At 71.8% G+C, this 23,361-nt stretch carries 20 protein-coding genes; 2 read left to right on the top strand and 18 right to left on the bottom strand.

Going from position 1 to position 23,361, the window contains the following annotated elements; all coding sequences use genetic code 11:
• Positions 1-25: 25 nt before the first annotated feature.
• The 12 genes from AOA12_RS02640 to AOA12_RS02585 all read right to left on the bottom strand — a co-directional run bounded on the left by AOA12_RS02640 (position 26) and on the right by AOA12_RS02585 (position 14,695).
• Entirely contained in the window at positions 26-1,318 is a 1,293-nt protein-coding gene (locus AOA12_RS02640) for a TRAP transporter substrate-binding protein (protein WP_054679762.1), read from the bottom strand.
• Positions 1,319-1,483: 165 nt separating this feature from the next.
• Positions 1,484-2,362, bottom strand: coding sequence for a LysR family transcriptional regulator (locus AOA12_RS02635; RefSeq protein ID WP_054679759.1), 879 nt, complete (start codon positions 2,360-2,362; stop codon positions 1,484-1,486).
• Between the two features lie 49 nt (positions 2,363-2,411).
• A complete protein-coding gene (locus AOA12_RS02630) occupies positions 2,412-3,893 on the bottom strand; it encodes an aldehyde dehydrogenase (RefSeq protein WP_054679757.1) in 1,482 nt (493 codons plus the stop codon).
• Positions 3,894-3,924: 31 nt separating this feature from the next.
• Positions 3,925-5,061: a zinc-binding dehydrogenase gene (locus tag AOA12_RS02625; RefSeq protein WP_082405876.1), complete on the bottom strand. Its 1,137-nt coding sequence runs from the start codon at positions 5,059-5,061 to the stop codon at positions 3,925-3,927.
• A gap of 52 nt (positions 5,062-5,113) precedes the next feature.
• A complete protein-coding gene (locus AOA12_RS02620) occupies positions 5,114-6,040 on the bottom strand; it encodes an alpha/beta hydrolase (RefSeq protein ID WP_054679754.1) in 927 nt (308 codons plus the stop codon).
• A 221-nt stretch (positions 6,041-6,261) separates the two neighbouring features.
• Positions 6,262-7,239 (bottom strand): NIPSNAP family protein, encoded by a 978-nt coding sequence (locus AOA12_RS02615; protein WP_054679751.1) that lies wholly within the window; start codon positions 7,237-7,239, stop codon positions 6,262-6,264.
• A gap of 73 nt (positions 7,240-7,312) precedes the next feature.
• A complete protein-coding gene (locus tag AOA12_RS02610; protein ID WP_054679748.1) occupies positions 7,313-8,614 on the bottom strand; it encodes a hypothetical protein in 1,302 nt (433 codons plus the stop codon).
• A 52-nt stretch (positions 8,615-8,666) separates the two neighbouring features.
• Positions 8,667-10,169, bottom strand: a complete 1,503-nt coding sequence (locus tag AOA12_RS02605) for an aldehyde dehydrogenase family protein (RefSeq protein WP_082405875.1) — start codon at positions 10,167-10,169, stop codon at positions 8,667-8,669.
• A 57-nt stretch (positions 10,170-10,226) separates the two neighbouring features.
• Positions 10,227-11,393: an acyl-CoA dehydrogenase family protein gene (locus AOA12_RS02600; RefSeq protein ID WP_054679745.1), complete on the bottom strand. Its 1,167-nt coding sequence runs from the start codon at positions 11,391-11,393 to the stop codon at positions 10,227-10,229.
• 10 nt (positions 11,394-11,403) lie between these two features.
• Positions 11,404-12,510, bottom strand: a complete 1,107-nt coding sequence (locus tag AOA12_RS02595; protein ID WP_054679741.1) for an acyl-CoA dehydrogenase family protein — start codon at positions 12,508-12,510, stop codon at positions 11,404-11,406.
• Positions 12,511-12,531: 21 nt separating this feature from the next.
• Positions 12,532-13,533 carry an acyl-CoA dehydrogenase family protein gene (locus AOA12_RS02590; protein ID WP_054679738.1) on the bottom strand — a complete coding sequence of 334 codons (1,002 nt, stop codon included), beginning with the start codon at positions 13,531-13,533 and terminating at the stop codon, positions 12,532-12,534.
• A 10-nt stretch (positions 13,534-13,543) separates the two neighbouring features.
• On the bottom strand, positions 13,544-14,695 hold the full coding sequence (locus AOA12_RS02585) for an acyl-CoA dehydrogenase family protein (protein ID WP_231637163.1): 1,152 nt from the start codon (positions 14,693-14,695) through the stop codon (positions 13,544-13,546).
• Positions 14,696-14,903: 208 nt separating this feature from the next.
• On the opposite strand from AOA12_RS02585, the gene AOA12_RS02580 reads away from it, so the two are divergent.
• Positions 14,904-15,740, top strand: coding sequence for an alpha/beta fold hydrolase (locus tag AOA12_RS02580; protein WP_054679735.1), 837 nt, complete (start codon positions 14,904-14,906; stop codon positions 15,738-15,740).
• 26 nt (positions 15,741-15,766) lie between these two features.
• On the opposite strand, the gene AOA12_RS02575 is transcribed toward AOA12_RS02580, so the two are convergent.
• The 5 genes from AOA12_RS02575 to AOA12_RS02555 form a co-directional block, all read right to left on the bottom strand.
• Positions 15,767-17,281: a class I adenylate-forming enzyme family protein gene (locus AOA12_RS02575; RefSeq protein ID WP_054679734.1), complete on the bottom strand. Its 1,515-nt coding sequence runs from the start codon at positions 17,279-17,281 to the stop codon at positions 15,767-15,769.
• Positions 17,282-17,312: 31 nt separating this feature from the next.
• Complete coding sequence (locus tag AOA12_RS02570; protein ID WP_054679733.1) at positions 17,313-18,803, bottom strand: TRAP transporter large permease; 1,491 nt, start codon at positions 18,801-18,803, stop codon at positions 17,313-17,315.
• On the bottom strand, positions 18,800-19,387 hold the full coding sequence (locus AOA12_RS02565; RefSeq protein ID WP_156366365.1) for a TRAP transporter small permease: 588 nt from the start codon (positions 19,385-19,387) through the stop codon (positions 18,800-18,802). The genes AOA12_RS02570 and AOA12_RS02565 overlap by 4 nt, the downstream gene beginning before the upstream one ends.
• 85 nt (positions 19,388-19,472) lie before the next feature.
• Positions 19,473-20,354 carry a TIGR03619 family F420-dependent LLM class oxidoreductase gene (locus AOA12_RS02560; protein ID WP_197281042.1) on the bottom strand — a complete coding sequence of 294 codons (882 nt, stop codon included), beginning with the start codon at positions 20,352-20,354 and terminating at the stop codon, positions 19,473-19,475.
• A gap of 39 nt (positions 20,355-20,393) precedes the next feature.
• Positions 20,394-21,374, bottom strand: a complete 981-nt coding sequence (locus AOA12_RS02555; protein WP_054679718.1) for a GDSL-type esterase/lipase family protein — start codon at positions 21,372-21,374, stop codon at positions 20,394-20,396.
• Positions 21,375-21,478: 104 nt separating this feature from the next.
• On the opposite strand from AOA12_RS02555, the gene AOA12_RS02550 reads away from it, so the two are divergent.
• Complete coding sequence (locus AOA12_RS02550) at positions 21,479-22,261, top strand: SDR family NAD(P)-dependent oxidoreductase (protein WP_197281041.1); 783 nt, start codon at positions 21,479-21,481, stop codon at positions 22,259-22,261.
• A 46-nt stretch (positions 22,262-22,307) separates the two neighbouring features.
• Here the strand turns inward: AOA12_RS02550 and AOA12_RS02545 are convergent, their stop codons facing one another.
• Positions 22,308-23,333, bottom strand: a complete 1,026-nt coding sequence (locus tag AOA12_RS02545) for an LLM class flavin-dependent oxidoreductase (protein ID WP_082405874.1) — start codon at positions 23,331-23,333, stop codon at positions 22,308-22,310.
• Between the last annotated feature and the right edge of the window lie 28 nt (positions 23,334-23,361).

The raw sequence follows: 23,361 nt of genomic DNA, 5'->3' as shown, positions 1-23,361 counted from the left end.
CCGGTCGTCTCCTCGGGCCACCCGCTCATGCGGCCGGCCGGCGGTCGGCCAGGAACTCGGTGAACAGGGCGTCGAGGATCGCGTCGAAGTCCGCCGGCGTGGGCGCCGTGCCGCGCAGGTACTCGGCGAGGTCTCCCTGCGGCAGCCCGTACTCGGCGATGCGGTCCTGCCACTCGTCGGCGATCTCGACGAACCGGTCGACGTCGACGCCGTCGAGGCCGCGCGCGGCCATGTCGGCGAGCAGCTTCTCGTTCGCGGCCCGCAGCGCGGCGCGCGCGTCGGCCTCGAACGGCACGAGTCCGCCGCCGTGCGACTCGAGCTTCGCGAGCATCTCCCCCGCCCCGCCGAAGTCCTCCGTCCACGCGGTCGTGAACAGCACGTCCATCCGGTCGAACAGCAGCTGCCGCGCGACGAGGGGCAGCTCGTCCCACCGGTCCTTCCCGAAGGCCAGTGCGGTCGGGATGTTCGCGAACGCGACGTCGGTGTCGGCGGAGGCGAAGGGGATCAGCGGGTCGAGGCTCGCCGACTGGATCGCCGAGAGGGGCGTCACGTAGCAGTCGACGACGCCGCGCTGGAGCCCCTCGTAGACCTCGGTCCAGGGGAGTGTCACGGGGGTCAGCCCGAGCCCGCCCGCCTGCGCCTGGTTGGCGGCGCTGCCCACGGCGGCGATGCGCCCGGAGATGCCGGCGGCCGAGTTCGCGTAGTCGTCGGAGCACGCGAGGATGAAGATGGCCGACAGGATGCCGTTGTGCGTGGGCGCCAGGATGTGCACGCCCGCGTCCTCCCATTCCTGATAGAAGACGTCGTTGTCGGCCATCACCTGCATCATGAAACCCGTCAAGGCGGTCGCGCCGCTCGGCCCGTAGGCGGTGAGGAACCCGGCGTCGCTGAGGAGCCGGTTGTAGGGGTACACGTCGGGCTCGAAGCCCGCGCCGACCGCGAAGTTGAGGTCGAGGCGACCATCGGCGAGCGCGTTGTCGCCCTCGGTCGGGTCCATGACGATGCCGTTGCCGTAGGCGACCTCGAAGGTGATCCGGCCGCCCGACCACTCCGTGACGGCGTCCATGTACGCCTCCTTGGAGACGTTGCTGATCGAGCCCTCGGCACCGCCGAGCTGCGTGATGAGCGTGATCTCCTCGACGTCCTCGAACGCCGCGAGGTACTCCTCCTTGCTCGCGCCGTGCGCGACGCCCGCCGCAGCGGCGACGTCGTCGGCGTCCTGCGCGGGGTCGGCGGACGCGCACCCCGCGAGGAGGGCGGCGGCGGTCAGCAGCGCCAGCACCGGCACGGTGCGGCGGTGGGGCGGGGGCATCATCATCGACAGCTCCTGAGGCTCGTGGCTGCGGGACCGCAGCGTCGCCGCGACGTCGTCGTCGGGCGATTCCTCGAACGCTAACCCGGTGCCTCCGGGGCGTCCATCGCAAAAGACGCACACGCCCGTTGACGAGGACGCAAGCCCGGAACCGGGCGCGGCGACGCCCGCTCAGGCGGGCACGCGCTCGGGCGCCGCCGGGTCGAGCATGGCGGCGAGCCGCGTCGACGGCCCCGCGCCGATCATCGCGGGCCGCCAGGTCGCGACGATCGACGCGACGGGCGCGGTGATCGGCACCCGCACGAACTCGGGACCCGAGAACACGCGGGCCGTCGGCACGATGTCGGGCGTCGTCACGAGCGCGGCCGCGCTCTCCAGCAGCACGCGCGCCGCGATCCGCGAGATGTCGTCGTCATAGTGCAGGTGGCCGGGAGAGCCCATCGAGGGCTCGCGATAGGGACGCCCGCCCTCGGTGAGCAGGCACAGCCTCTGGCCGCGCAGATCACCCAGGTCGAGGGACGACCGCCCGGCGAGCGGGTGGTCGCGCGCGACCGCCAGGTACGAGGGCACCTCCTGGATCGGCACGGCGATCTCGTCGGTGCCGAGCGGGGCGGCGAACGAGACGGCGAGGTCGATCGCGCCGCTGACCAGGAGCGACCGCTGCTCCGAGAAGCGGATCATCCGCACGACCGCGGGCCGGCCGGGCAGCACCGACGGCAGGATCTCGACGACGCGGTCGGGCAGCGACGGGTTCAGCACGCTCGGGATGCCGATGACGAACGGCCGCGCCCCGCTCATGTCGCGCACGCTGCTGCGCATGCGGTCGATGCGGTCGACGACGGCGCGCGCGTGCGGGAGCAGACGCTCGCCCTCCTGCGTGAGCGTGAGCTCGGCCTTGCCGCGCACGAGGAGCGCGACGCCGAGCGTCTTCTCCAGCTGCTGCACGCCCCGGCTGACCGCCGACACGCTCACGTGCGCGATCTCGGCCGCGCGGGAGAAGCTCCGCTCGTCGACGGCCAGCACGAGATACCGCAGCTGGTGGAGTTCCACGATCCCTCCTCTTCGAGGACGCCCCGCCGGCCGGGCGCGCGACGCGGGCTCAGGCGCTCCTGCCGAGCTGGATCTGCTTGTACTCCAGCAGCGCCTCGACGCCTTCGTAGCCGCCTTCGCGCCCGATGCCTGACATCTTGTACCCGCCGAAGGGAATGCTCAAGCACGCCCCCGACATGTTGATGCTGATGCTGCCGGCCTCCAGTCGTCGCGCGATGCGCAGCGCCCGCTCCTGGTCGCGGGTGAACACGCCGGCGGCGAGCCCGTAGTGCGTGTCGTTGGCGATGCGCACGGCGTCGTCCTCGTCGTCGTACGCCTGCAGGACGATGACGGGCCCGAAGACCTCCTCGCGGACGATGCGCATGTCGGAGGTCACGTCGGCGACCAGGGTCGGCTGCACGAAGTATCCGCGTTCGAGCCCCGGGGGCCGTCCGCCCCCGGTGACGATCGTCGCGCCCTCGGCACGGGCGACGTCGATGTACGACTCGACCTTGCGCCGGTGGGTCTCGGTCACGAGCGGGCCGATCTGCGTGGCCGGATCGGCGGGATCGCCGATGACGAGGCTCCCGTAGAAGTCAGCGAGGGCCGTGCGCCACTCGGCCTCCCGCGACCTCGGCACGAGCAGCCGCGAGTAGGTGACGCACACCTGACCGGACTGCCCCATGGTGCCGGGGAACAGCAGCGGAGCGTCGGTCGCGGGATCCATGTCGTCGAGGATGATCCCGGGCGATTTGCCGCCCAGCTCGAGCGTGACGTCGGCCATGTGCTCGGCGGCGTCCTTCATGATCGCCACCCCCGACTCCGTGCTCCCCGTGAACGAGATGTGGCGGAACTCGTCGCGCCGTGTGAGGGGGCCGAGCGCCTCGCGTCCGCCGGGCAGCAGGCTCACGAGGCCCGCGGGAACGCCGGCCGCCTGCAGCGCCTCGGCGATGGGGAAGCTGGCCAGGGGGCTCTCGGTCGCGATCTTGACGACGATCGGGCAGCCCGCCAGCAACGCCGGGGCGATCTTGACGATGCTGATCGGGAACGTGGAGTTCCACGGCACGATCCCGAGCACGGGTCCGACCGGCTCGCGGATCACGAGCGCGTCGATGCCGCCGATCGACCGGCGCTCGGGCCCCTGCGGCAGCTGTCGCGCGAAGTCCTCGTGCGCGCGGAGGATCCCGCCGCCGCGTGCGGGCAGCATCCGGCCGGCGACGAGAAGACCCCCGAAGTCGCGCGTGTAGTACTGCGCGATCTGCTCCGTGCGCGCCTCCAGCTCGTCCGCCACGCGGCTGAGCACGGCGGCGCGCTCGACGTAGTCGAGGTCGCGCCACTCGCTCGAGTGGAACGCGTCGACGGCCGCCGCCACGGCACGCTCGGCGTCGCGCTCGTCGGCCTGCGGGATGGAGCCGATCACCTCCTCCGTGGCCGGGTCCACGATGTCGATGCGCTCGTCTCCCGAAGGCTCCACCCATTCGCCGCCGATGAACAGCCGGTCCCGGCTGAACGAGACCTCCGTGCCGGTCTCCGCTGCGGTCGTGATGCTCATTGTCCCGTCTCCTCTCGTCGGGTCGGATGTGTCAGTCGAAGACGATCACGGTGCGGCCGACGGTGCTGCCCGCGAGCATGTCGGCGTACGCCTCGTTGATCCGGTCGAGCGGGATGTGCGCCGAGACGAGGTCGTCGAGGTTGAACCGTCCCTGGAGGTACAGCTCGGCGTAGTAGGGGATGTCGACCTTGAAGTTGGTCGAGCCCATCTTCACCGCCCGCACGGACGCCTCGGTCGACAGGCTGTCGGCCGGCAGCGGGAACGTGCTGCCCACCGGCTGCATGCCGATGAGGTAGACCGTTCCACGGGCGCCGAGCACCGCGTAGGCCTGCTGCAGCGGGCCGGGGAGGCCGGTCATCTCGAAGGCGTGGTCGACGCCGCGTCCGCCCGTGAGGGCGCGGATCTCGGCGACGACGTCCTGCGTCGCGCCGTTGATCACGTGGGTCGCGCCGAAGCGCCGGGCGAGCTCGAGGCGACCGTCCTCGATGTCGACGACGATCACCTTCCTCGCGCCGACGATCGCGGCGGCCTGCGCCGCGCTCAGCCCGACGCCGCCGGCGCCGAAGACGACGACCGTCTCGCGGGGCCGCACGTCGGCGCTGCGCAGCACGGCGCCGGCGCCGGTGACGACGCCGCAGCCGAGCACGGCGGCCCGGTCGAGCGGCACCGCGGGGTCGACCCGGACGAGCTGGCTCTCGTGGATGAGCGCGCGGTCGCTGAAGCCGCCCAGGCCCTGCATCTGCCACACGTAGCCGCCGTCCCGCGTCACGCGCGGTGCGGCGCCGGGCGAGCGCTGGGAGGACTGGGGGTCGAGGCACTGCACGCGCTCGCCCTCCAGGCACTTCTCGCATCGGCCGCACGACGGCACGACGCACGCGACGACGTGGTCGCCGACGGCGACGTCGACCACCCCGGGGCCGACCTCCCGCACCACTCCGGCGATCTCGTGCCCCAGCAGCGCGGGCAGCGGATGGCCGTAGTCGTTGACGACGAAGTTCCAGTCGCTGTGGCAGAGGCTCGACGCGCGGATGTCGACCAGCACCTCGCCGTCGCCGGGCGCGCTGACGTCGACCTCGGTGATCGTGAACGAATGGCCCTCGCGGTCGACCAGGAGCGCGGCGCGCGCCCGGGTCGTGCCGTCGATCGCGTCGTGTGCGGCTGTGGACATGTCTCTCTCCTTCGAGCGGTGATCGTGCGGGGTCGCGGCGGGACGGCCGTGCTCAGTCCAGGTGGTCGCGCACGTGCGCGACGAGGTAGTCGATCGCCGCGGCGCTGCCCGGCAGCACGTTGACCATCGTGAAGAACCCGTGCATCTGCCCGTCGAAGACGCGCACGTCGCGCAGCGCCCCGACCTCGCGCAGGCGCTCGGCGAACGCGGCGCCCTCGTCGAGCAGCGGGTCGTGCTCCGCGAGGGCGACGACGCTCGCCGGGAACCCCGACAGGTCGGGCACGCGCAGCGGGCTGATCTCGGGGTGCGCACGGTCGCCGTCGCCGACGTAGTGCTCGAAGAACCACTCCATCGCGGGCTTCGACAGCATGAGCTGATTGGCCGGGTCGACGTACGACGGGCGACCCGTGTCGCTGTCGGTCACGGGGTAGACGAGCAGTGCGAGCTCGATCGCGGGACCGCCGGCCTCGCGCGCCCGGAGCGCCGTGACGATCGCGAGGTTGCCGCCTGCGGAATCGCCGCCGACGAGCAGGGGCACCCGCTCGCCCGCGATCGCCTCGACGTTCTGGTCGACCCACCGCAGCGCGGTCCAGGCGTCCTCGACGGCCGCGGGGAACGGGTTCTCCGGCGCCTTGCGGTAGTTGACCAGCACGACGGCGACGTCGGCGGCCGCGGCGATCGTGCGCCCGAGCGCGTCGAAGCCGACGATGTCGGCGAGCACCCATCCGCCGCCGTGGTAGTAGGTCAGCACGGCCTTCGGCCGCGTGCGGGGGCGGAGCACCCGCACCACGAAGGAGCCGCCGTCGGCCGCGGTGAGCGTGATGTCCTCGCTCGAGGCCATCTCGGGCCCGCTGCCGTACATCGCCTCGCTGCCGGCGCTCGCCTCGCGCGCCTCCGCGGGCGTGCTCTCGTGCAGGGGCTTCCGCCCGGCTGCGGCTGCTGCGGCAAGAAAGGACTGTGTCGCTGAATCGATCGCCATCGAAGATCCCTCACTGAAACGGTCGGAGCCGACGACGCACGAGGATCGTCGCCTCTTGCGACGGACCACCTGCTCGACTCCCTTGACGAGACGCTGGTACTGCTCCGCCGAGCAAAACAAACGGCGAAAACGAAGTCAACGAACCGGAGGCCCGTTCAACCAAGGCGCACACATGCCTCAACCGCAGCGCAAACGCCGGCCCCTTCGGCATCGCGCGGGCATCACACGGGCCGGAGGAAGCGACGTGTCCCGCCGCGCACGAGCGGCATCGCGCGGAGCACGAACCGGTTCCAGGAGGGGTCGGCGGCCATCGCCGTGCGGAAGCCCTTGACGTGTTCCAGCGACGGGAACTCCCATGTCGACTGCACCTCGGCCTCGCGGTAGCCGTCGTCGATCGTCCGCCAGCGATGCCGCAGCACGGCGCCGGCGCGCGCGAGCGAGACGTCGTACTCGCTCTCGAGCAGCGAGACGTAGGCATCGACGTCGCCGGGCGCCAGCCGCGCCGTCACCGTGTAGAGCGACGGCTCCGCGTCCTCGGGCACGGCGGGCTCGGGCGGCGCGGGCGGCAGCGCGAACGGGTAGGTCAGCACGAGCACGGAGCGCACGTCGACTCCCAGGCGGCGCAGTCCGTCGCGGTTCGAGGTCGCGATGCCCGCGGGCGTCGCGAGGTATGCGCGCAGGGCGGCCTCGTCCTCGAAGCCCTGCTCCCAGATGTGCGACCACGTCAGGCCGCGGGAGCCCTTGCTCGACTTCCAGACCACCTCGTCGGTCGAGAGCACCGACAGCGGCATGTGCGGGCCGGCCGCCGCGTACTCCTCCAGGGGTCCGGCGTCGGCGCCCTCGCCGAGGTTCATCAGCAGCACGCGGCGCACCCCGCGCTCCAGGCGCGGGACCCCCTCGGGCATGCGGTACCGCATGGCCGCGTAGTCGTGCGAGATGCGCTCGGGGCTGTCGCCGAGCAGGAAGTCGTCGATCGTCGCGACGTGGTACGGATGCACCATGTAGGGCCCCGTGTAGGTCTCCTCGTCGCGGAAGGTCATCTCCCACACGACGGTCCTGCTGTGCAGGTCGACGGCGGCGAACGAGTCGTGCAGCCCGGCGATGAAGCGCCCTGACTCGCCGAGCGCCCGGACGAGGTCGTCGATCCGCTCGTCCGGGACGCCCGGATCGATCGGGAGCACATAGAACCTGCGGATCATCCTGTCCTCCACCCCCGTCGATCGCGAAGGGGCCGGTGCGGGGCGGCCGGGGGACGCCGCCCCGCACCGTGTCTCAGGAGGCGGGCCGCTGATCGGCCAGCACGTGCTCGAAAAGGTACGTCACGAACGCCTCCGGGTCGTATCCCTCGTAGTCGCTCGAGTCGACCGCGTACTCGACGAGGCCCGTGTCGCCGTAGCCGAGCTCGTCGACGACGATGCCGCGCCACTTCTCGGCGAGGTCCTGCAGTCCCGCGACGTCGACGCCGTCGGGCGCGCCCGCCTCGACCTTCTCGATCAGCGCGGTGTTGGCCGCCTCCAGGGCGCTACGCGCGTCGGAGGCGAGCGGGGAGACGGTCGCGAAGTCGCCGAGGTACGACGCGACACCGTCCATGCCCGCGATCGAGCTCTCGATCATGAAGACGTCGAGGCGGTCGAAGAGCAGCTGCTTCGCGACGAGCGGCAGCTCCTCCCACACCTGCTGGCCGACGCCGACGTACGACAGGCTCACCGCGAGCGGCACCTGGTCGATGACGCCGTGCTGGGCGACGGGCTGGATGCTGGCGGCCTGCAGGCCGCCGAAGCTTCCGCTCCCGCAGTCGACGACGCCGCGCTCGAGGCCCTCGTAGAGCTCGTTCCACGGCATCGTGATCGGCGACATCCCGAGCGCCGTCAGCTGCGCCGTGAAGGCGGAGCCGCTCGCCGAGACGGAGCGCCCGGAGAGGTCGGAGAGCGAGCCGTCGGTCGGCTCGGCGCACGCGAAGAGCGAGTTGCCGAGGAACGGGCTGCCCTGGTCGGCGAGGAGGATCACGATGCCCGCCTCCTCCATCTCGGCCTGGAAGACCTCGTCGGTCGCGAAGGCCTCGCTCATCCAGCCGGCGCGCACGAGCTGCGAGAACGCACCCGCGGGGCTCACCGTCGACAGGTCGTTGAGCACGGTGTTCACCGGGTAGATGTCGGGCTCGTAGGAGGGCAGCACCGAGAAGGAGATGTCGAGGCGCCCGTCGGCGAGCGCGTTGTCGGCCTCGGTCGCGGCCGCGACGATGCCGTTCGCGTAGGCCATCTCGATCTTCAGCTTGCCGCCCGACCACTCCTCGACGGCCTTGATGTACGCCTCGCGCCCGAGGTTCTGCGGAGCGCCCTCGGCGCCGCCGGTCTGCGTCTGCAGCGTGATGGGCTCGATGTCCGCGAAGGCGGCGATGTACTCCTCCTTCGTCGCGCCGAACGCCAGGCCCTCCGCCGTGGGGGCGGCGTCGCCGCCCGGCTCGGACGGCTCGGGATCCGACGACGAGCAGGCGGCGAGGCCCGCGACGGCGAGGCCGCCGGCGAGCGTCACCGCCCAGATGCGCCGGTGCCAGGTGCTTCTCGGTGTGTTCATGGGCGTGATGCCTTCCGTGTCAGGGTCTCTGCTGTGTGTTCCGGGGCGGCGGTCAGCGCGCGATCGAGACGGCCTTGTAGTGCACGAACTCGTCGAGGCCGATCCGGCCGCCCTCCTTGCCGTATCCGGAGATGCCGACGCCGCCGAAGGCGACGGCCGGCTCGGTCTCCTGGATCTTGTTGATGTTCACCGCGCCGGCGCGCAACGCGTTGCCGAGGCGGATCGCGCGCGTGACGTCGTTGGTCCACGCGTAAGCCGAGAGGCCGTACGGCAGCGCGTTGGCGAGCGCGACCGCCTCCTCCTCGGTCGTGAACCGGAAGACCGAGACGACCGGGCCGAAGACCTCGCGCGTCGCGAGCGCGCTCGAGGGGTCGACGTCGCCGAAGATCGCGGGCTGCACGAAGAAGCCGTCGGTGCCCTCGATGCGGTCGCCGCCCCATTCGAGCGTTCCCGCCCCGTCCTCGCGCGCGCGGTCGATGTCGTCGAGCACCTTGCGGAAGTGCGCGGCGTGCCCGAGCGGGCCCATGTACGTGCCCTCCTCGAGCGGGTCTCCGATCCTCAGCGCTCCGGCGACGGCCTTGGCCCGCTCCATGAACGCGTCGTAGACGGAGTCCTCCACGAGCACGCGGGTGGGCGCGGCGCACACCTGGCCCGTGTTGCCGCATGCGAACCCGATGGTCGCGGCGACCGCACGGTCGAGGTCGGCGTCTGCGAAGATCAGGTCGGCCGACTTGCCGCCCAGCTCGAGCACCGCCGGGACCAGTCCGTCCGCGAGCGTGCCCGCGATGCTCCTGGCCGTCTCCGGACCCCCCGTGAAGCTGACCTTGGCGATCGCGGGGTGCGAGATGAGCGCCTGGGCCGACTCCTTGCGGCCGTTGACGAAGTTGACGACGCCGGGCGGGAAGCCGGCCTCCTCGACGAGCTCCATGAAGCGGATCGCCGACCACGACGTGAACTCGGTCGTCTTGATCACGACCGTGTTGCCGGCCGCGAGGATGGGCGCGAGCTTCCACGAGATCGAGAGGAAGGTGAAGTTCCACCCCGCGATCGCCGCGACGACGCCGAGCGGCTCGGGCACGGAGTAGGTGAGGCTCGTGTCTCCCGCCGCCTGGTACACCGTGCCGGTGATCTTGTCGGCGTACCCGGCGTAGTGCCGGTACCACCGCGCGGCCGTCGGCACCATCGAGTGTTTCATGAGCGGCACGGGCGTGCCGATCTCCAGGGCGCCGATGACGCCGAGGCGATCGCCTTCGGCATCCACGAGGTCGGCGAGCCGGTGCAGCAGGCGCGCCCGCTCGAGCGCGGGCGTCGCCGCCCACGCGGGGAAGGCCGCGGCCGCCGCGGCGGCCGCTTTCCCCGCCTCGGCGGCGCCCGCGAGGGGCACCGACGCGATCACCTCGCCCGTGGTCGGGTCGACATGCTCGTAGGTGCCGCCCGAGGCGCTCGTCAGCGGCTCGCCGCCGATGATGAGCCGCCCCTCGGGCAGCTGTGCGGCCGCCTCTCGGTGACGGGCGCGGATGTCGTCGGTGATCTGCACCGTGGGGTTGGGGCTCATGGCGTTCTCCGTACTGTCCTCGTCGACAACACGACCCTTTTCGCGGGGGGATCCCGCTCAGCGCGCAGGCATCGCCGGGTCGTAGGGAAGCTGCAGCACCTGCTCGGCGATCGTGTTCCGCTGGATCTCCGCGGTTCCGGCGCCGATGGTCGATCCGCGCGTCCGCAGGTAGCCGTACACCCAGCGCCCGCCCTCGAGCGCCTCGCGGGAGTCGTACAGCCCCTCGCGGCCGAGCAGGTCGAGCGCGAGCTCGTGCAGCTGCTGCTCGAAGAGCGAGTTCGACAGGCGCGACACCGACGAGATCGGTCCCGGCTCGCCGTTCTCGATGATCGACTGGATCATCCGCATCGCGCTGATCTGCATGACGCGCACGCGCATGTCGGCGTCGGCGAGCCGCTGCCGCACGACGGGGTCCTTGCTCGCGCCGATGCTCCGCGCGAGGTCCAGGATCTCGTCGACCTTGCGCCGGTAGAACGCGGCCTGCTTGAGGGCGCCGCTGGAGCGTTCGTGGCCGAGGGTCGTGCGCGCGATGCGCCACCCCTCGTTCTCCTCGCCCACGCGGTTCGCGACGGGCACGCGCACGTCGTCGAAGAACATCTCGCAGAAGGCCGTGCCCCCGGTGATGTCCCGCAGCCGGCGGATGTCGACGCCGGGGCTCGACAGGTCGATCAGCAGGTAGCTGATGCCGTCCTGGCGCGTTCCTGGCTCCCCCGTGCGCACGAGCACGAAGGCCCAGTCGCACAGATCGGCCTGCGTGTTCCACACCTTCTGGCCGTTGACGACGTAGTGGTCGCCGTCGCGACGCGCGGTCGTCCGCAACGACGGCAGGTCGCTGCCCGCGCCGGGCTCCGAGAAGCCCTGCGCCCAGATCTCGTCGGCACGGAGCATGGGGCGGATGAACCGCTCACGCTGCTCGGGGGTGCCGTACTTGATGATCGTCGGGCCGGCCATCGGCACGCCGTTGCCGGGAGGGGCGGGAACGCGGGCACGCGCGAGCTCCTCCTGGTAGATCAGCTGCTCCCGGAACGAGAGCTCCATGCCGCCGTACTCCTTGGGGTAGCTCGGGCCGGCGTAGCCGTTGTCGTAGAGCGCCGCCATCCAGCGGCGGCCCCACTGCGAGCGGCCGGACCGGTCCTTCGGCGGCTTGCCGAGGTCGACGCTCTCCAGAAAGCCCCGCAGCTCCGCGCGGAACCGCTGCTCTTCTTCCGTCCAGTTGAGTTCCATCAGGCCTTCCTCACAGTGCCAGCGCGACGGCCAGCGCCTCGCGGTGTTCATGCGGCTCGCCGAAGACCGCGTGCGACGACTTCGCGCGGCGCACGTAGAGGTGCGCGTCGTGCTCCTCCGTGAAGCCGATCCCGCCGTGCAGCTGCAGCATCTGCTGCGCCGCGAACAGCGACGCCTCCGAGCACATCGCGCCCGCCGTCAGGCCCGCGACGTACGCCTCCGACGACGAGTCCGAGATGGCCGCGCGAGCCAGCGTGAGCGCCGACGACGCGTTCTCGACGGCGACCAGCACGTCGGCGAGGCGGTGCTTGACGGCCTGGAACGAGCCGATCTTGCGGCCGAACTGCTCACGCAGTCCGACGTAGTCGACGGTGCGCTCGAGGCAGACGCGCGCCGCGCCGACCTGCTCGGCCGCGAGGCCGGCGAGGGCGACCGTGCGCGTGTGCGCGATCGCCTCGTCCGCCGCGCCCAGCGTGCCGACGGCCTGTCCGGCCGCGCCGTCGAGCTCGATCGTCGCGAGCCGGCGCGTGCGATCGGTCGTCGTGAGCGACGAGCGCGTCACGCCCGGCGCGTCCGCGGGAACGGCGACGAGCGACAGGCCGTCGCCGCTGCGTGCGACGACGAGGAGGAGGTCGGCGATCCCGCCCGAGAGCACGTACCTCTTCGTGCCGGTGACCCTGACCCGGTCGCCGTCGGCCGTCGCGGTGGTCGCGATGTCGTCGCCGTAGGGTCCCTCGAACAGCGCGAGCGTGGCGATGAGCGAGCCGTCCGCGATCTGCGGCAGGAGGCGGCCCTGCGCCTCCTCGTCGCCCGACGCCGCGATCGCGGCCGCGGCGATCACGGCCGAGGCGAGGAACGGCCCCGGATACAGCACGCGGCCGAGCTCCTCCAGCACGAGCACGCTCTCGGCGAAGCCGAACCCGCCGCCGCCGTGCTCCTCCGGCACGCCCAGTCCCTGCAGGCCGAGCTCGCCGGCCATGCGCTGCCACACCGCCCGGTCGAAGCCCTCGTCGCTCTCGACGACCTCCCGCACGTGGACGATCGAGGACGTCCGCTCCAGGAACTCCCTCACGGATGCCTGCAGCTCACGCTGCTCCTCAGACCAGTTCAGGTCCATGCGATCTCCTTCTCCGGTCTCTCACCACTTCGCGTCGTCGACGGCCGCGAGCGCCTCGAGGTTCCACCGTGTGGAGCCCGCGAGATACGACAGCGACTGCGCGCGACGCACGAAGTGATAGGCGCCGGTCTCGTGCGAGAAACCCATCCCGCCGTGGTTGACGATGTTGTCGGCCGCGTTCTGCGTCGCGGCCGTGGCCGCGACGGTGCGCGCGCTCGTGATCTGCAGCACGTCGGGCGCCTCGGCCGAGCTGAGCGCCGCGTAGACGGTCTGGAAGTGCGCCTGCTCGGCGCGGGCCGCCATGTCGGCGCAGCGGTGCTTCACGGCCTGGAACTGACCGATCGGCTTCCCGTACTGCTCGCGCGTCTTCGCGTACGCGGCCGACATGTCGCGCGTGGCCGCCGCGATACCCGAGTGCATCGCGGCGACGAGCGTGCTCGCCAGCCACCACCACCGGGCGTCCTCGCCCACCGACCGGGCCTCCACGCCGTCGAGCTCGACGAAGGCGACGGGCGCGCCGGGGTCGGCGGGTTCCGGCGCGCGCAGGCCCAGGCCCTCCGACGGCACGAGCGCGACGGCACCGGGCGAGGCGAACAGCACCCATTCCGACTCCGGGTCGAACACGCGGAAGCGGCCCGACACCGACGGCCCGACGACGGCGCCGGGATCGCGCGCCTCGGCCCAGGCGACGCGCGCCTCGCCGGAGATCAGCGCGCCGGCGAGCTCGTCGTCGCCGGCCGCGGCCGCGATCTGCGCCGAGACCGTCGTGGCCACGAGCGGGCCCGCCGTGAGGAAGCGCCCGAACTCGGCGAAGACGAGCACCTGCTCGGCCAGGCCCAGCCCCAGTCCGCCCTGTTCCTCGGGCACCGCGATGCCGAACAGGCCGAGCTCGGAGAGCCCCGACCACACCGCGTCGTCCGGGGGAAGGCCTCCCGACGCCGTGGGCGGCACGCCGCTCGCGGCGAGGACGTCGCGCACGGCGTCGACGATCTCCCTCTGATCGTCCGATGGCAGCAGATCCATGTCGTCTCTCCTAGCGATCCTTGGGCAGGCCGAGAACGCGCTCGCCGATGATCGTTCGCTGAATGTCCTTCGTGCCGGCCGCGATGACGGCGCGGAAGCTGTTGAGGTAGCCGAGCGACCACCGCCGGTCGGGCTGTGCGCCGCCGTCGAGCGCCGCGTCGCCGACGATCTCCTGCGCCAGGCCGAAGACGCGCTGCGTCAGCAGGCCGAACGAGAGCCGCACGATCGACGACTCGGGTCCGGGGCTTCCCGTGCGGGCCACGCGCGAGACGGTCGCGTAGTTGAGGGCGCGCAGGGCCGCGACGTCGGCGCGCAGCGCCGCCAGCTCGCAGCGGATGCGGTCGTCGTCCCACGCGCTCGCCGCGGCGTTCCACGAGCGCTTCTCCTTGGCGACCTGGATCAGCTCCTCGACCGTGCGTCCGAGCTCGACGATGTCGGACATGAAGGCCGTGCCACGCTCGAACGAGAGCGTCGACATCGCCACGCTCCATCCGTCGTCGATCTCGCCGACGACGTTCGCGAGCGGGATGCGCACGTCGGTGTAGAACACCTCGCAGTACTCCTCCTCGCCGCGGATGTTGCGGATGGGGCGCACCTCGATGCCGGGGGACGACATGTCGCACACGACCCACGTGATGCCCCGGTGCTTCGGCGCCGTCGGGTCGGTGCGCACGAGCAGCTCCTGCCGGTCGGCCAGCTGCGCGTAGCTCGTCCAGATCTTCTGCCCGTTCACGACGAGGTGGTCGCCGTCGATCTCTGCCCGGGTGCGCAGGCTCGCCAGGTCACTGCCCGATCCGGGCTCGCTGAACCCCTGGCACCACACGACGTCGCCGCGCAGGATCGGCGGGAGGTACTCGGCCTTCTGCGCGTCGGACCCGCGGGCGATGAGGGTCGGCCCGGCGTGCGCGAGCCCCACGAACGCCGTGCCGACGTGCGGCGCCTCGGCGCGCGCGTACTCCTCGTACCAGACCAGCTGCTCCATCAGCGACAGGTCGCGCCCGCCGTACTCGCGCGGCCACGCGATGCCCGCCCAGCCGTCCTCGTACTGCTTGCGCTGCCACGCCAGGTCGTACTCGCGCACCGCCGGGCCGAACTCGGGGCGCGGCTCCGAGGGCACGTTGGCGCGGAGCCAGGCTCGGGCGGCCTGACGAAACTCTTCCACGTCGGCTGAGAATGTGAGATCCATCGTCCGCCAGTTCCCCGGCCCGCGACCTCGGGTCACAGGCGATTGCTCGGACCTCGCGATGCCGCATGTCATGCGAGGCAATTGGTTAGTAGATTAAACTGTATCGCCTGACGGTTGCCCGGTCAAAACGACCCGGCGCACGCCGAGCCGCGGCAGCCGTCTCGAGTCTGAAACGAGGTAGACATTGGAAATCGATCTCCCCGGCCGCGTCAGCGTCGACGGCGCCGAGATCCGCTACGGGGTGAGCGGCTCTGGATCGCCGGACGTCCTCCTGGTGCACGGCAACGGCGCCCATCACCTCTGGTGGCATCGCGTCGCGCAGCTGCTCGAGCCGCGTCACCGCCTCATCACGCTCGACCTGTCGGGTCACGGCGACAGCGATCACCGCCCCGAGTACACGCCGACGCTGTGGAGCCGCGAAGTGGCCGCCGTGCTGAACGCCGTCGGATCCGAGGGCGCCCTCTACGTGGGGCACAGCATGGGGGGACGACTCGCCTTCACGTTCGGGTCGCAGTTCCCCGAGCTCACGCGGGGCGCCGTCGTCTTCGACTCGAGCGTGCGTCCGCCAGGACGCTACCGGCGACGCCCGGCCGGCTTCGCGCAGAAGCCGCTGAACGTCTATCCGTCCTACGCCGAGGCGAAGGCCCGCTTCCGCCTGCTGCCGGCGCAGCCCGAGCTGCCCGCCGAGATCACCGACCCCATTGCCGACTACTCGATCCGCGCCGTGCCCGGCGGATGGTCGTGGAAGCACGACCCCCGGTCGCTCCTGCGCTTCGAGGACGCGAAGGTCGACGCAGAGGCGAGATCGCTGCGTGCCCCGCTCGTATACGCGTACGGCTCGGAGAGCGTCATCGTCGACGACGAGCTGGCCGACTACGTGCGGTCGGCCGTGCCGTCGCTGCATCGCCTCGAGCGCATCGAGGGCGGCCACCACCACCTCGTGCTCGACCACCCCGAACGCTGCGCGCGCATCATCGCCGAGACGGCGGCGGGCCTCGGCGACATCGCCGAGGCCCGCTGAGACCGGGTCGGCGGGACCGCGATCGATCAGGTCGACGCGGTCCCGTCGAACAGGGCCCTCACGTCCACGAGACTCACCTTGAGCGCGGGCGTGCGCGGCATCTCGTCGACGATGAGGAACTCGGCCGGGACCTCGTACGGGATGAGCGTCGCGCGGGCATGCGCCTCGAGGTCGGCGACCGTCAGGCGCGAGCCGGGAACGAGCTCGACGGCCGCGACCGGCACGGCGCCGAGCCGCTCGTCGTCACGCGGGATGACGGCGGCGACCGCCACCTCGGGATGGGCCTCGAGCGCCTTCTGGATCGAGCCGCGGTGCACCTTGAAGCCGCCGCGGATGATCGCGTCGTCGGCGCGGCCGGTGACGAAGACGAAGCCGTCCTCGTCGACGCGCCCGAGATCGCTCGTGGTCGTCCATTCGTCATGCCCGAGCTGCGCCGTGCGCACCTGCAGGGTGCCGAGCTCGCCGGGCGGCAGCGCCTCGCCGCTCTCGGGGTCGAAGGCACGAACCGACACGCCCGGGAAGGCGCGGCCCACGCTGCCGCGCTTGCCCTCTCCCCACTGCCGGTAGTCGCTCAGCGTCCACGCCGCGATCGCGCCCGCGAACTCCGTCGCGCCGTAGGTCGTGAGCACGGGCACGCCGAAGCGATCGCGGAACGCGTCGGACAGCTCCGGCGGGCACGGCGCGGTGCCGCTCGTGACGGCGTCCAGGCTCGACAGGTCGGCGGGGTCGACGTCGGCCTCGAGGATGGAGCGCAGCGCCGCGGGAACGACGCTCGCGATGCGCGGCCGGTGCGTGCGCACGGCCGCCACCCAGTCGGGCACGCGGAACTTCTCCAGCAGCACAAGCCGCCGGCCCGCGTACAGCGTGTTGAGCGCAGCCCACAGGCCGCCGATGTGCACGAGCGGAGCGGTCACGATCGAGACGCCCGAGCTGAGCCGCGGCTGCGTCGGGTCGCCGTCGACACCGCGCGCCTGCGCTGCCATCGACGTGTCGAACTGCACGTCGCGCAGGCTCACGCGCTTGGGCGGGCCGGTCGTGCCCGACGTGAGGATCTCCACCGCGACGCCCGGGTTGAACGCGTGCTCCGGCCACGTGAACGCGTGCTCCGGCCACGGTCGCGCCTCGCCGCCGCCCGAGAGCGTGCCGTCATCGCCGACGGTCACGAGCAGGCCGCTCTCCGTGACCGCCTCCGACACCTCGTCGGCACCGAAGACGCCCTCGCCCCCGAACACGATCGGCAGTGCCGACCGGCGCACGTCGGCGGCGAGCCGCTCGGCCGGCTGCATGGGGTTGAGCGTCGTGATGACACGCCCGGTCGCGAGCAGGCCGAGCACGATCGCGACGTACGCGGGGCGGTTGTGCAGGGCGACGCCGACCCGGGCCCCGGGCCCGAGCCCCGCGGCATCCGCGCGCGCCACGGCGTCGCTCGCCACCCGGTGCAGGTCGCGCCACGTCCACCACGCCTCGGCGCCGACGCAGACCGCCTCGGCGTCGCGCGGCGCGTGCTCCAGCAGGGAGGACAGTCGATCGCGCATGCGCATCGATGGGATTCCTTTCGTCGGAGGTCTCTCGCTAGTTCGCCGACATCGCCGGCAGGAACTCCACGAGGTCGGGGAAGGCGATCAGGATCAGGAGCACCAGGAGCGCTCCGGGGATCACGTAGAGCACGGCCTTGAAGACGTCGACCAGAGAGAACTTCACGCCCTGGTTGACCTGGGGGTCCTGCGTGAGCCCGTGGATCAGGTACAGCAGCACGCCGACGGGCGGCGTGAGCACCGCCAGCTCGCCCATGATCACCGCGAACACGCCGAACCACAGCAGCGAGATGTCGAGCGACTCGAGCGTGGGGATCAGCACGGGCACCGTCAGGACGAGCATGGGGAGCGTGTCCATGCCGGTGCCGAGCAGCAGGTAGATGAGCATCATCACGAGCAGGAAGGTCCAGCGGTTCAGGCCCGCGTCGGAGATCCAGTCGGCGAACAGCTGCGAGATGCCGGTGAGGGTCAGCATGTCCGAGAGCAGCATGGCGCCGAGGAGGAGGAAGAAGATCATCCCGGTCGTGTTGAGCGTGCCCCACAGCGAGCTGCGGATGGCCGTCCAGCTCTTCGCACGGAAGGCGTGCACGAGCGCGAGCACGAGCGCGACGCCCGCGGCGGCCGCGCCGGCCTCGGTGGCGGTGAACACGCCGCTGAGCATGCCGCCGATGACCACGATCATCAGCACCGGGACGGGCCAGGCGCGCACGACCGACAGCAGCGTCTGGCCGACCGAGGCACGATCGGCCCGATTCAGGCTGCCGCCGCCCTTGCGGCCCATCACGACCGCGATGCCGACGAAGATGACCGCGAAGACGAGCGCCATGAGGATGCCGGGCACGACGCCGGCCAGCAGCTGGGGGCCGACGGGCACCTCGACGATGCCGGCGTAGATGATCATCAGGATGCTCGGCGGGATCAGCTGGCCGGGCAGGCCGGCGGCCATGACCGCGAGCAGGGCGACGCGGCGGTCGTAGCCGACCTTCATCATCTCGGGGATCGAGACGCGGCCGAGGGCGTAGGTGGTCGCCGAGGTCGAGCCGCTCACGGCGGCGAGACCGGCGCCCGCGAGGTTGGTGCCGACCGCGAGCCCGCCGGGCAGCCACCACAGGCAGCGGCGCACCGCGAGGAAGAGGTTGTCGGTCAGTCCCGTCGCACTCAGCAGCATGCCCATGAGCACGAACATCGGGATGACGCTGTACGACCACGAGGCCACGTCGGAGAAGCCCGACGAGCCCAGGATGCTCTCCACGAGGCGGAAGCCGCGCAGCGCCCACATGCCGAGGATGCCGGGCACCGCGGTCGCGAGCGCGATGGGGATGCGCAGGAAGATCATCCACAGCATCAGGCTGAGGCCGAGGGCGCCCACCAGCTCGCGCGAGTCGACGACGAACATCCCGATCGCGCTCGCGACGGCGAGCACGATGAACAGGTAGAGCGTCCAGCCCTTGGGCCGCAGGCGCAGGGGCTTCGGGCGCGCGCCGAGCGGACTGAGTCGCACCGTCGAGGTGTCCAGGACCTGGCTCATACGAGGCTCTCCTTGAGCTCTTCCTCCATGAGCTCCTCAAGGGACTCATCGAACGTGTCTGCGGGGCTGCGCCACGCGCGCCAGGCCTGGATGATCAGGATCACGGCCATGCCGGCGAAGGCGAGCGGGATGATGAAGTACGCGGGCCACGCGGGGATGTCGGTGTAGCCGGCGTGGATGCCCTTGTTCTGGGCGTAGAGGGCCTCCTGCAGCGCGAACCACGCCCAGAAGAGCATGAACGCGGCCGCGAAGAGGCGAACGCAGATCGTCAGCCACCTCTTCGCACGGTCGGAGAACCAGCCGTAGAACAGGTCGGCGTCCACGTGCTGGCCGACCATCTGCGCGCCCACGAAGCCGATGCCGGCGACGAGCGGCATGAACCAGTACTGCGTCAGCTCGATCGACGCCGGCAGCGAGAACCGCAGCGTCGTGCGCGTGACCGCGTTGGCCACGACGTACACGAGCATGACCAGCAGCACCAGCGCACCCGGCGCGAGGAGGACGATCTCGAGCACGCGCTCCCATCGCGCGGGACCGAGCCGGCGACCGGCCCGGTACTGACTGCTCTCAGGCTCGTCATTCATGTCTTCCACCTCGGGCCCTTCTCCATCGAAGTAACAGTGAGCAGTTTGAGTTTAATTATATTACTCTAAAGATGCTCGCACCGTGTCACACCTGCGCGCGGAACGGCTCCAGCACGTCGCGGGCGAACGCGCCGATCGCGGCGACCTTCTCGTCGAGCGGCGCCTCCATTGCGGCCTGACGGTCGAAGGGGTGCACCTGCACGCTCGCGACACCGAGCGCCGCCAGCTCGGCGAGCGCCGCGACGTCGGCGGGCTCGGAGAGGATCGCGTTCACGTGGAAGCCCTCGAGCGAGCGCCCGTGCTCGGCGAGCGCCGCGCGCACCCGCGGAAGGATCTCGTCGCGATACTGCGCAAGGGTCGCGGGCATCGCGATGTACCCGTCGCCGAGACGCGCGGCTCGCGCATAGGCGGCGTCCGAGTGCCCGCCGACGAGGATCGAGGGCGGCACGGGCGGCGTCGGCGCCATGTCGATGGGGTCGAACGCGTAGCGACGACCATTGTATGACGCGGGCTTCCGGGTCCACACGGTGCGGAGGATCTCGATCGCCTCGTCCGTGCGGCGCCCGCGCGTGCGGAACTCCTCTCCGACGAGGGCGAACTCCTCGGCCATCCAGCCGACCCCGACGCCGAAGTGGAACCGGCCGGGGAAGAGCGAGCCGAGCGTGCCGACGCTCTTCGCGACGAAGAGCGGATGGTGCAGCGGCAGGATGTAGACGTGCGTCATGAGCTCGAGCCGCGTGCACGCCGCGACCGCGCTCAGCGCGACGAGCGGCTCGGGCCACGGTGTGACGTCGATCTTCCACGGCACGCTGCCGTCGGCGGTGCCGGGGTAGTCGGTGTCGACGACGGCGGGGCTGGCGAGGTGATCGGGCAGCGCGAGCCCGTCGAAGCCGTGCCCGTCCGCGGCGCGCGCCACCTCGAGCAGGTGCTCGGCGGGCTGGAACCCCGCTCCGAGAAAGATCCTCATCGTCATCGACTCCTCATGTCTCGTGCCGCTCGCGGTCGCTCACCGCGACGACGGGAGCAGTCCGGCGAGCACGTCGCCCACCGCCGCCGCGATCCGCTCGTGTCCCGCAGGACCCGGATGGACGCCGTCGACGAGGTCGTCCGGGTCGATCACGGCCGCCCCGGGCACGAGGACGATGCGCGTGTCGCCCGTCGCGTCGGCGAGATCGCGCACGCCGCGCTCGATCGCCGCGCGAAGGTCGGCCAGGGTGGCCCCATACCGGTTCGGTGCGGCCTCGGCGTCGGGCCGCACCACAGGGCTCAGGCACACGATGGGCAGCTGCGGCGCGGCGTCCCGGATCGTGCGCAGGAAGAGCCGGGCGGTCTCCGCGATGAGGCGGGCGTCGGTCGGCGCCGATCCCCAGGCGTTGGTGCCCCACGCGACGACGACCGCGTCGCCGGGGGCGTCCGCGACCGCGATCGCGGCCTGCGTCTCGCCGCGGGCACTGCCCGCGAAGCCGAGGTTCACGACGTCCCAGCCGTGCCGGCGCCCCATGACCGACGGCCAGCCCAGGCCGGGGCGCGGAACCGTCCAGCCCTGCGTGATGGAGTCGCCGTAGGCGACGATCGAGGGCACGGGCGGCGGCGGGGCGATCTCGCCGTCGAGGGCCTCGACCGTCGCGCCGACGATCTCGCGCCCCTCGGGGAGATACGCGCGCACGACCGTGTCGGCCGGGCGCGGAGGGAGCTCGATCACGGCTGCGCCGTCGCGGTCGAGCGCGACGTCCGAGACGAACGCCTCGCCCGCCCAGACCGCCGCGCCGCCGGACTGCCCCGGCGAGGGCACGTCGGCCGGGGCGCCCTGCGCGATCCGCAGGCGGACGGCCGCGGCGTCGCCGCGGAAGGCGAGGTGCAGGCCGGCGGGCACGCGCGCGGCGCCGACGGTGTCGACGGGGAGCTTCGCGGCCTGGGCCTGCGGAAGGCGGGAGCCCGCGGCGAGCGGCAGGCCCGCGAGCAGTCCGCGCAGGAGTCCCTGTGCCATCGCAATGCCTCCCCGACGATCAATACATCTAAATAGGTGAACTATAACAGGCTACCCTGGAGAGCGCCGGGGGTCCAACCCCGAGGAGAGAAAGGACTCAGCCTGTGGCCGAATACATCGAGGAGACGCCCGACTACCCCACCCTGATGCGCATGGACGGCCGGCACGTCGTCGTGCTCGGCGCGGGCCAGGGCATCGGCAGGCAGACGGCCGTGGGCGCCGCGAGCCTGGGCGCCCGCGTCACGTGCGTCGACCTGGACCGGGAGCGCGCGGCCGCCGTCGCCGCGCAGGTCGGCGGCATCGCCCTGTCGGGCGATGCGACCGTGCGCGACGACATGCAGCGCATCGTCGACGACGCCGTCGCGGCGCACGGCCCCGTCCACGGGGTCGCCGACATCATCGGCCTCGCCCAGTGGGGATCGATCGACGCGATCGACGACGACAACTGGTACCGCACGCTCGACCTCAACCTGCGTCACGCCTTCCTCGCGCTCCAGCTCTGCTCGCGGGCGATGACCGAGGGCGGCTCGATGGCGTTCGTCGGCTCGGTCTCGGGCTTCCGCTCCGCCCCCCATCACGCCGCGTACGGGGCCGCGAAGGCGGGCCTGATGAACCTGATCGGCACCGCGGCGGTCGAGCTCGGGCCCGACATCCGCGTGAACGTCGTCGCGCCGGGGCAGACCGTGACCCCGCGCCAGGCCGTGCGCCACGCCGAGCCCGGCTACTACGAGGAGCGTGCCCGCCTGCACCCCCTGGGACGCGTCGGGCGCCCCTGCGACATCGCCTCGGCCCTGCTGTTCTTCCTGTCCGACCTGTCGAGCTGGGTCACGGGCCAGACGCTCGTCGTCGACGGCGGCGCCGGGCGCAACTACCAGTACCCGAGCTGACGACGAGACCCCCTCGCGCGGCGGCGTCGCGATCCGGCATCCGGGATCAGGCGCGCCGCGCGGAGAGGCTCGGCAGCACGCGATCCCGCAGCAGCGTCATGCTCTCGAAGGCCACCTCGGGGTCGACGCCGGCGACGAGCGGATGCAGAGTGAAGACGCCTGACCCGTCGAGCGCATCGAGGGCGTCGACGGCCTGCTCCGGCGTCACGACGACGTGTGTCCCGGCCGACCACACGTCGGTCTCCTCCTGCTCACCGGCGATGATGGTGACGTCCGCATCCCATTGCCGGTAGGCGTTCTGCTCGTGCCGCACGTGCGGCTCGAGCAGGGCCCTGGTCCGCTCCGGGTCGAGCGACACGTGCAGCGAGAACGGGCCGACGCGGCGCCGATGGTCGCCGGGCGCCTTCCCGAGCCGCTCGCACTCGGCGACGTACTCGTCCAGCACGGCGGGCGTCGACGGGTCGAAGCCGTCGGCGATGCGCGCGGCGCGGCGGGCGGCGAGCGGCGTGCTGCCGCCCATGATGAGCGGAGGCCCGCCCGGCTGCACAGGGACCGGGCGCACGAGCGCGGGACGCCCCTCGACCTCGAAGGGCTCCCCCCGCCATGCCGTGCGCAGGACGCCGATCGACGACGCGAGTCGCGTTCCGCGGCCCGCGAACGGCACGCCGAGCATCTCGAACTCGACCGCGCGGTAGCCCGCGGCGACGGTCGCCTCCGCACGCCCCGCACTGATGACGTCGAGCACCGCGAGGTCCTCGGCGACGCGCAGGGGATCGTGCAGGGGCAGGATGAGCGCGGAGAACCGGATGCGTGCGCGCCGCGTGCGCGCCGCGATGGCTCCGGCCATCACCGTGACGGCGGGCAGGTAGCCGTCGTCGGCGTGGTGGTGCTCCGAGACGGTGATCCGCTCGAAGCCGGCCCCGTCGGCCAACTCGGAGAGCACCAGCGCGGCCTCGTAGAGCTCGGCCGGCGGCGTGCCGAAGGCGGGCGCCCGCAGGTCGAAGCGCAACGCCAGCGCGGGCCCACGGCGGCGCGGGAGCCGGTCATCCATCGACGGTGATGCATCACACATACTTGTCAGTATAATAATATTACTACTG

The organism is Microbacterium sp. No. 7, from assembly GCF_001314225.1.
Classification (GTDB): Bacteria; Actinomycetota; Actinomycetes; order Actinomycetales; family Microbacteriaceae; genus Microbacterium.
This window is presented reverse-complemented; position numbering and strand designations above follow the sequence as displayed.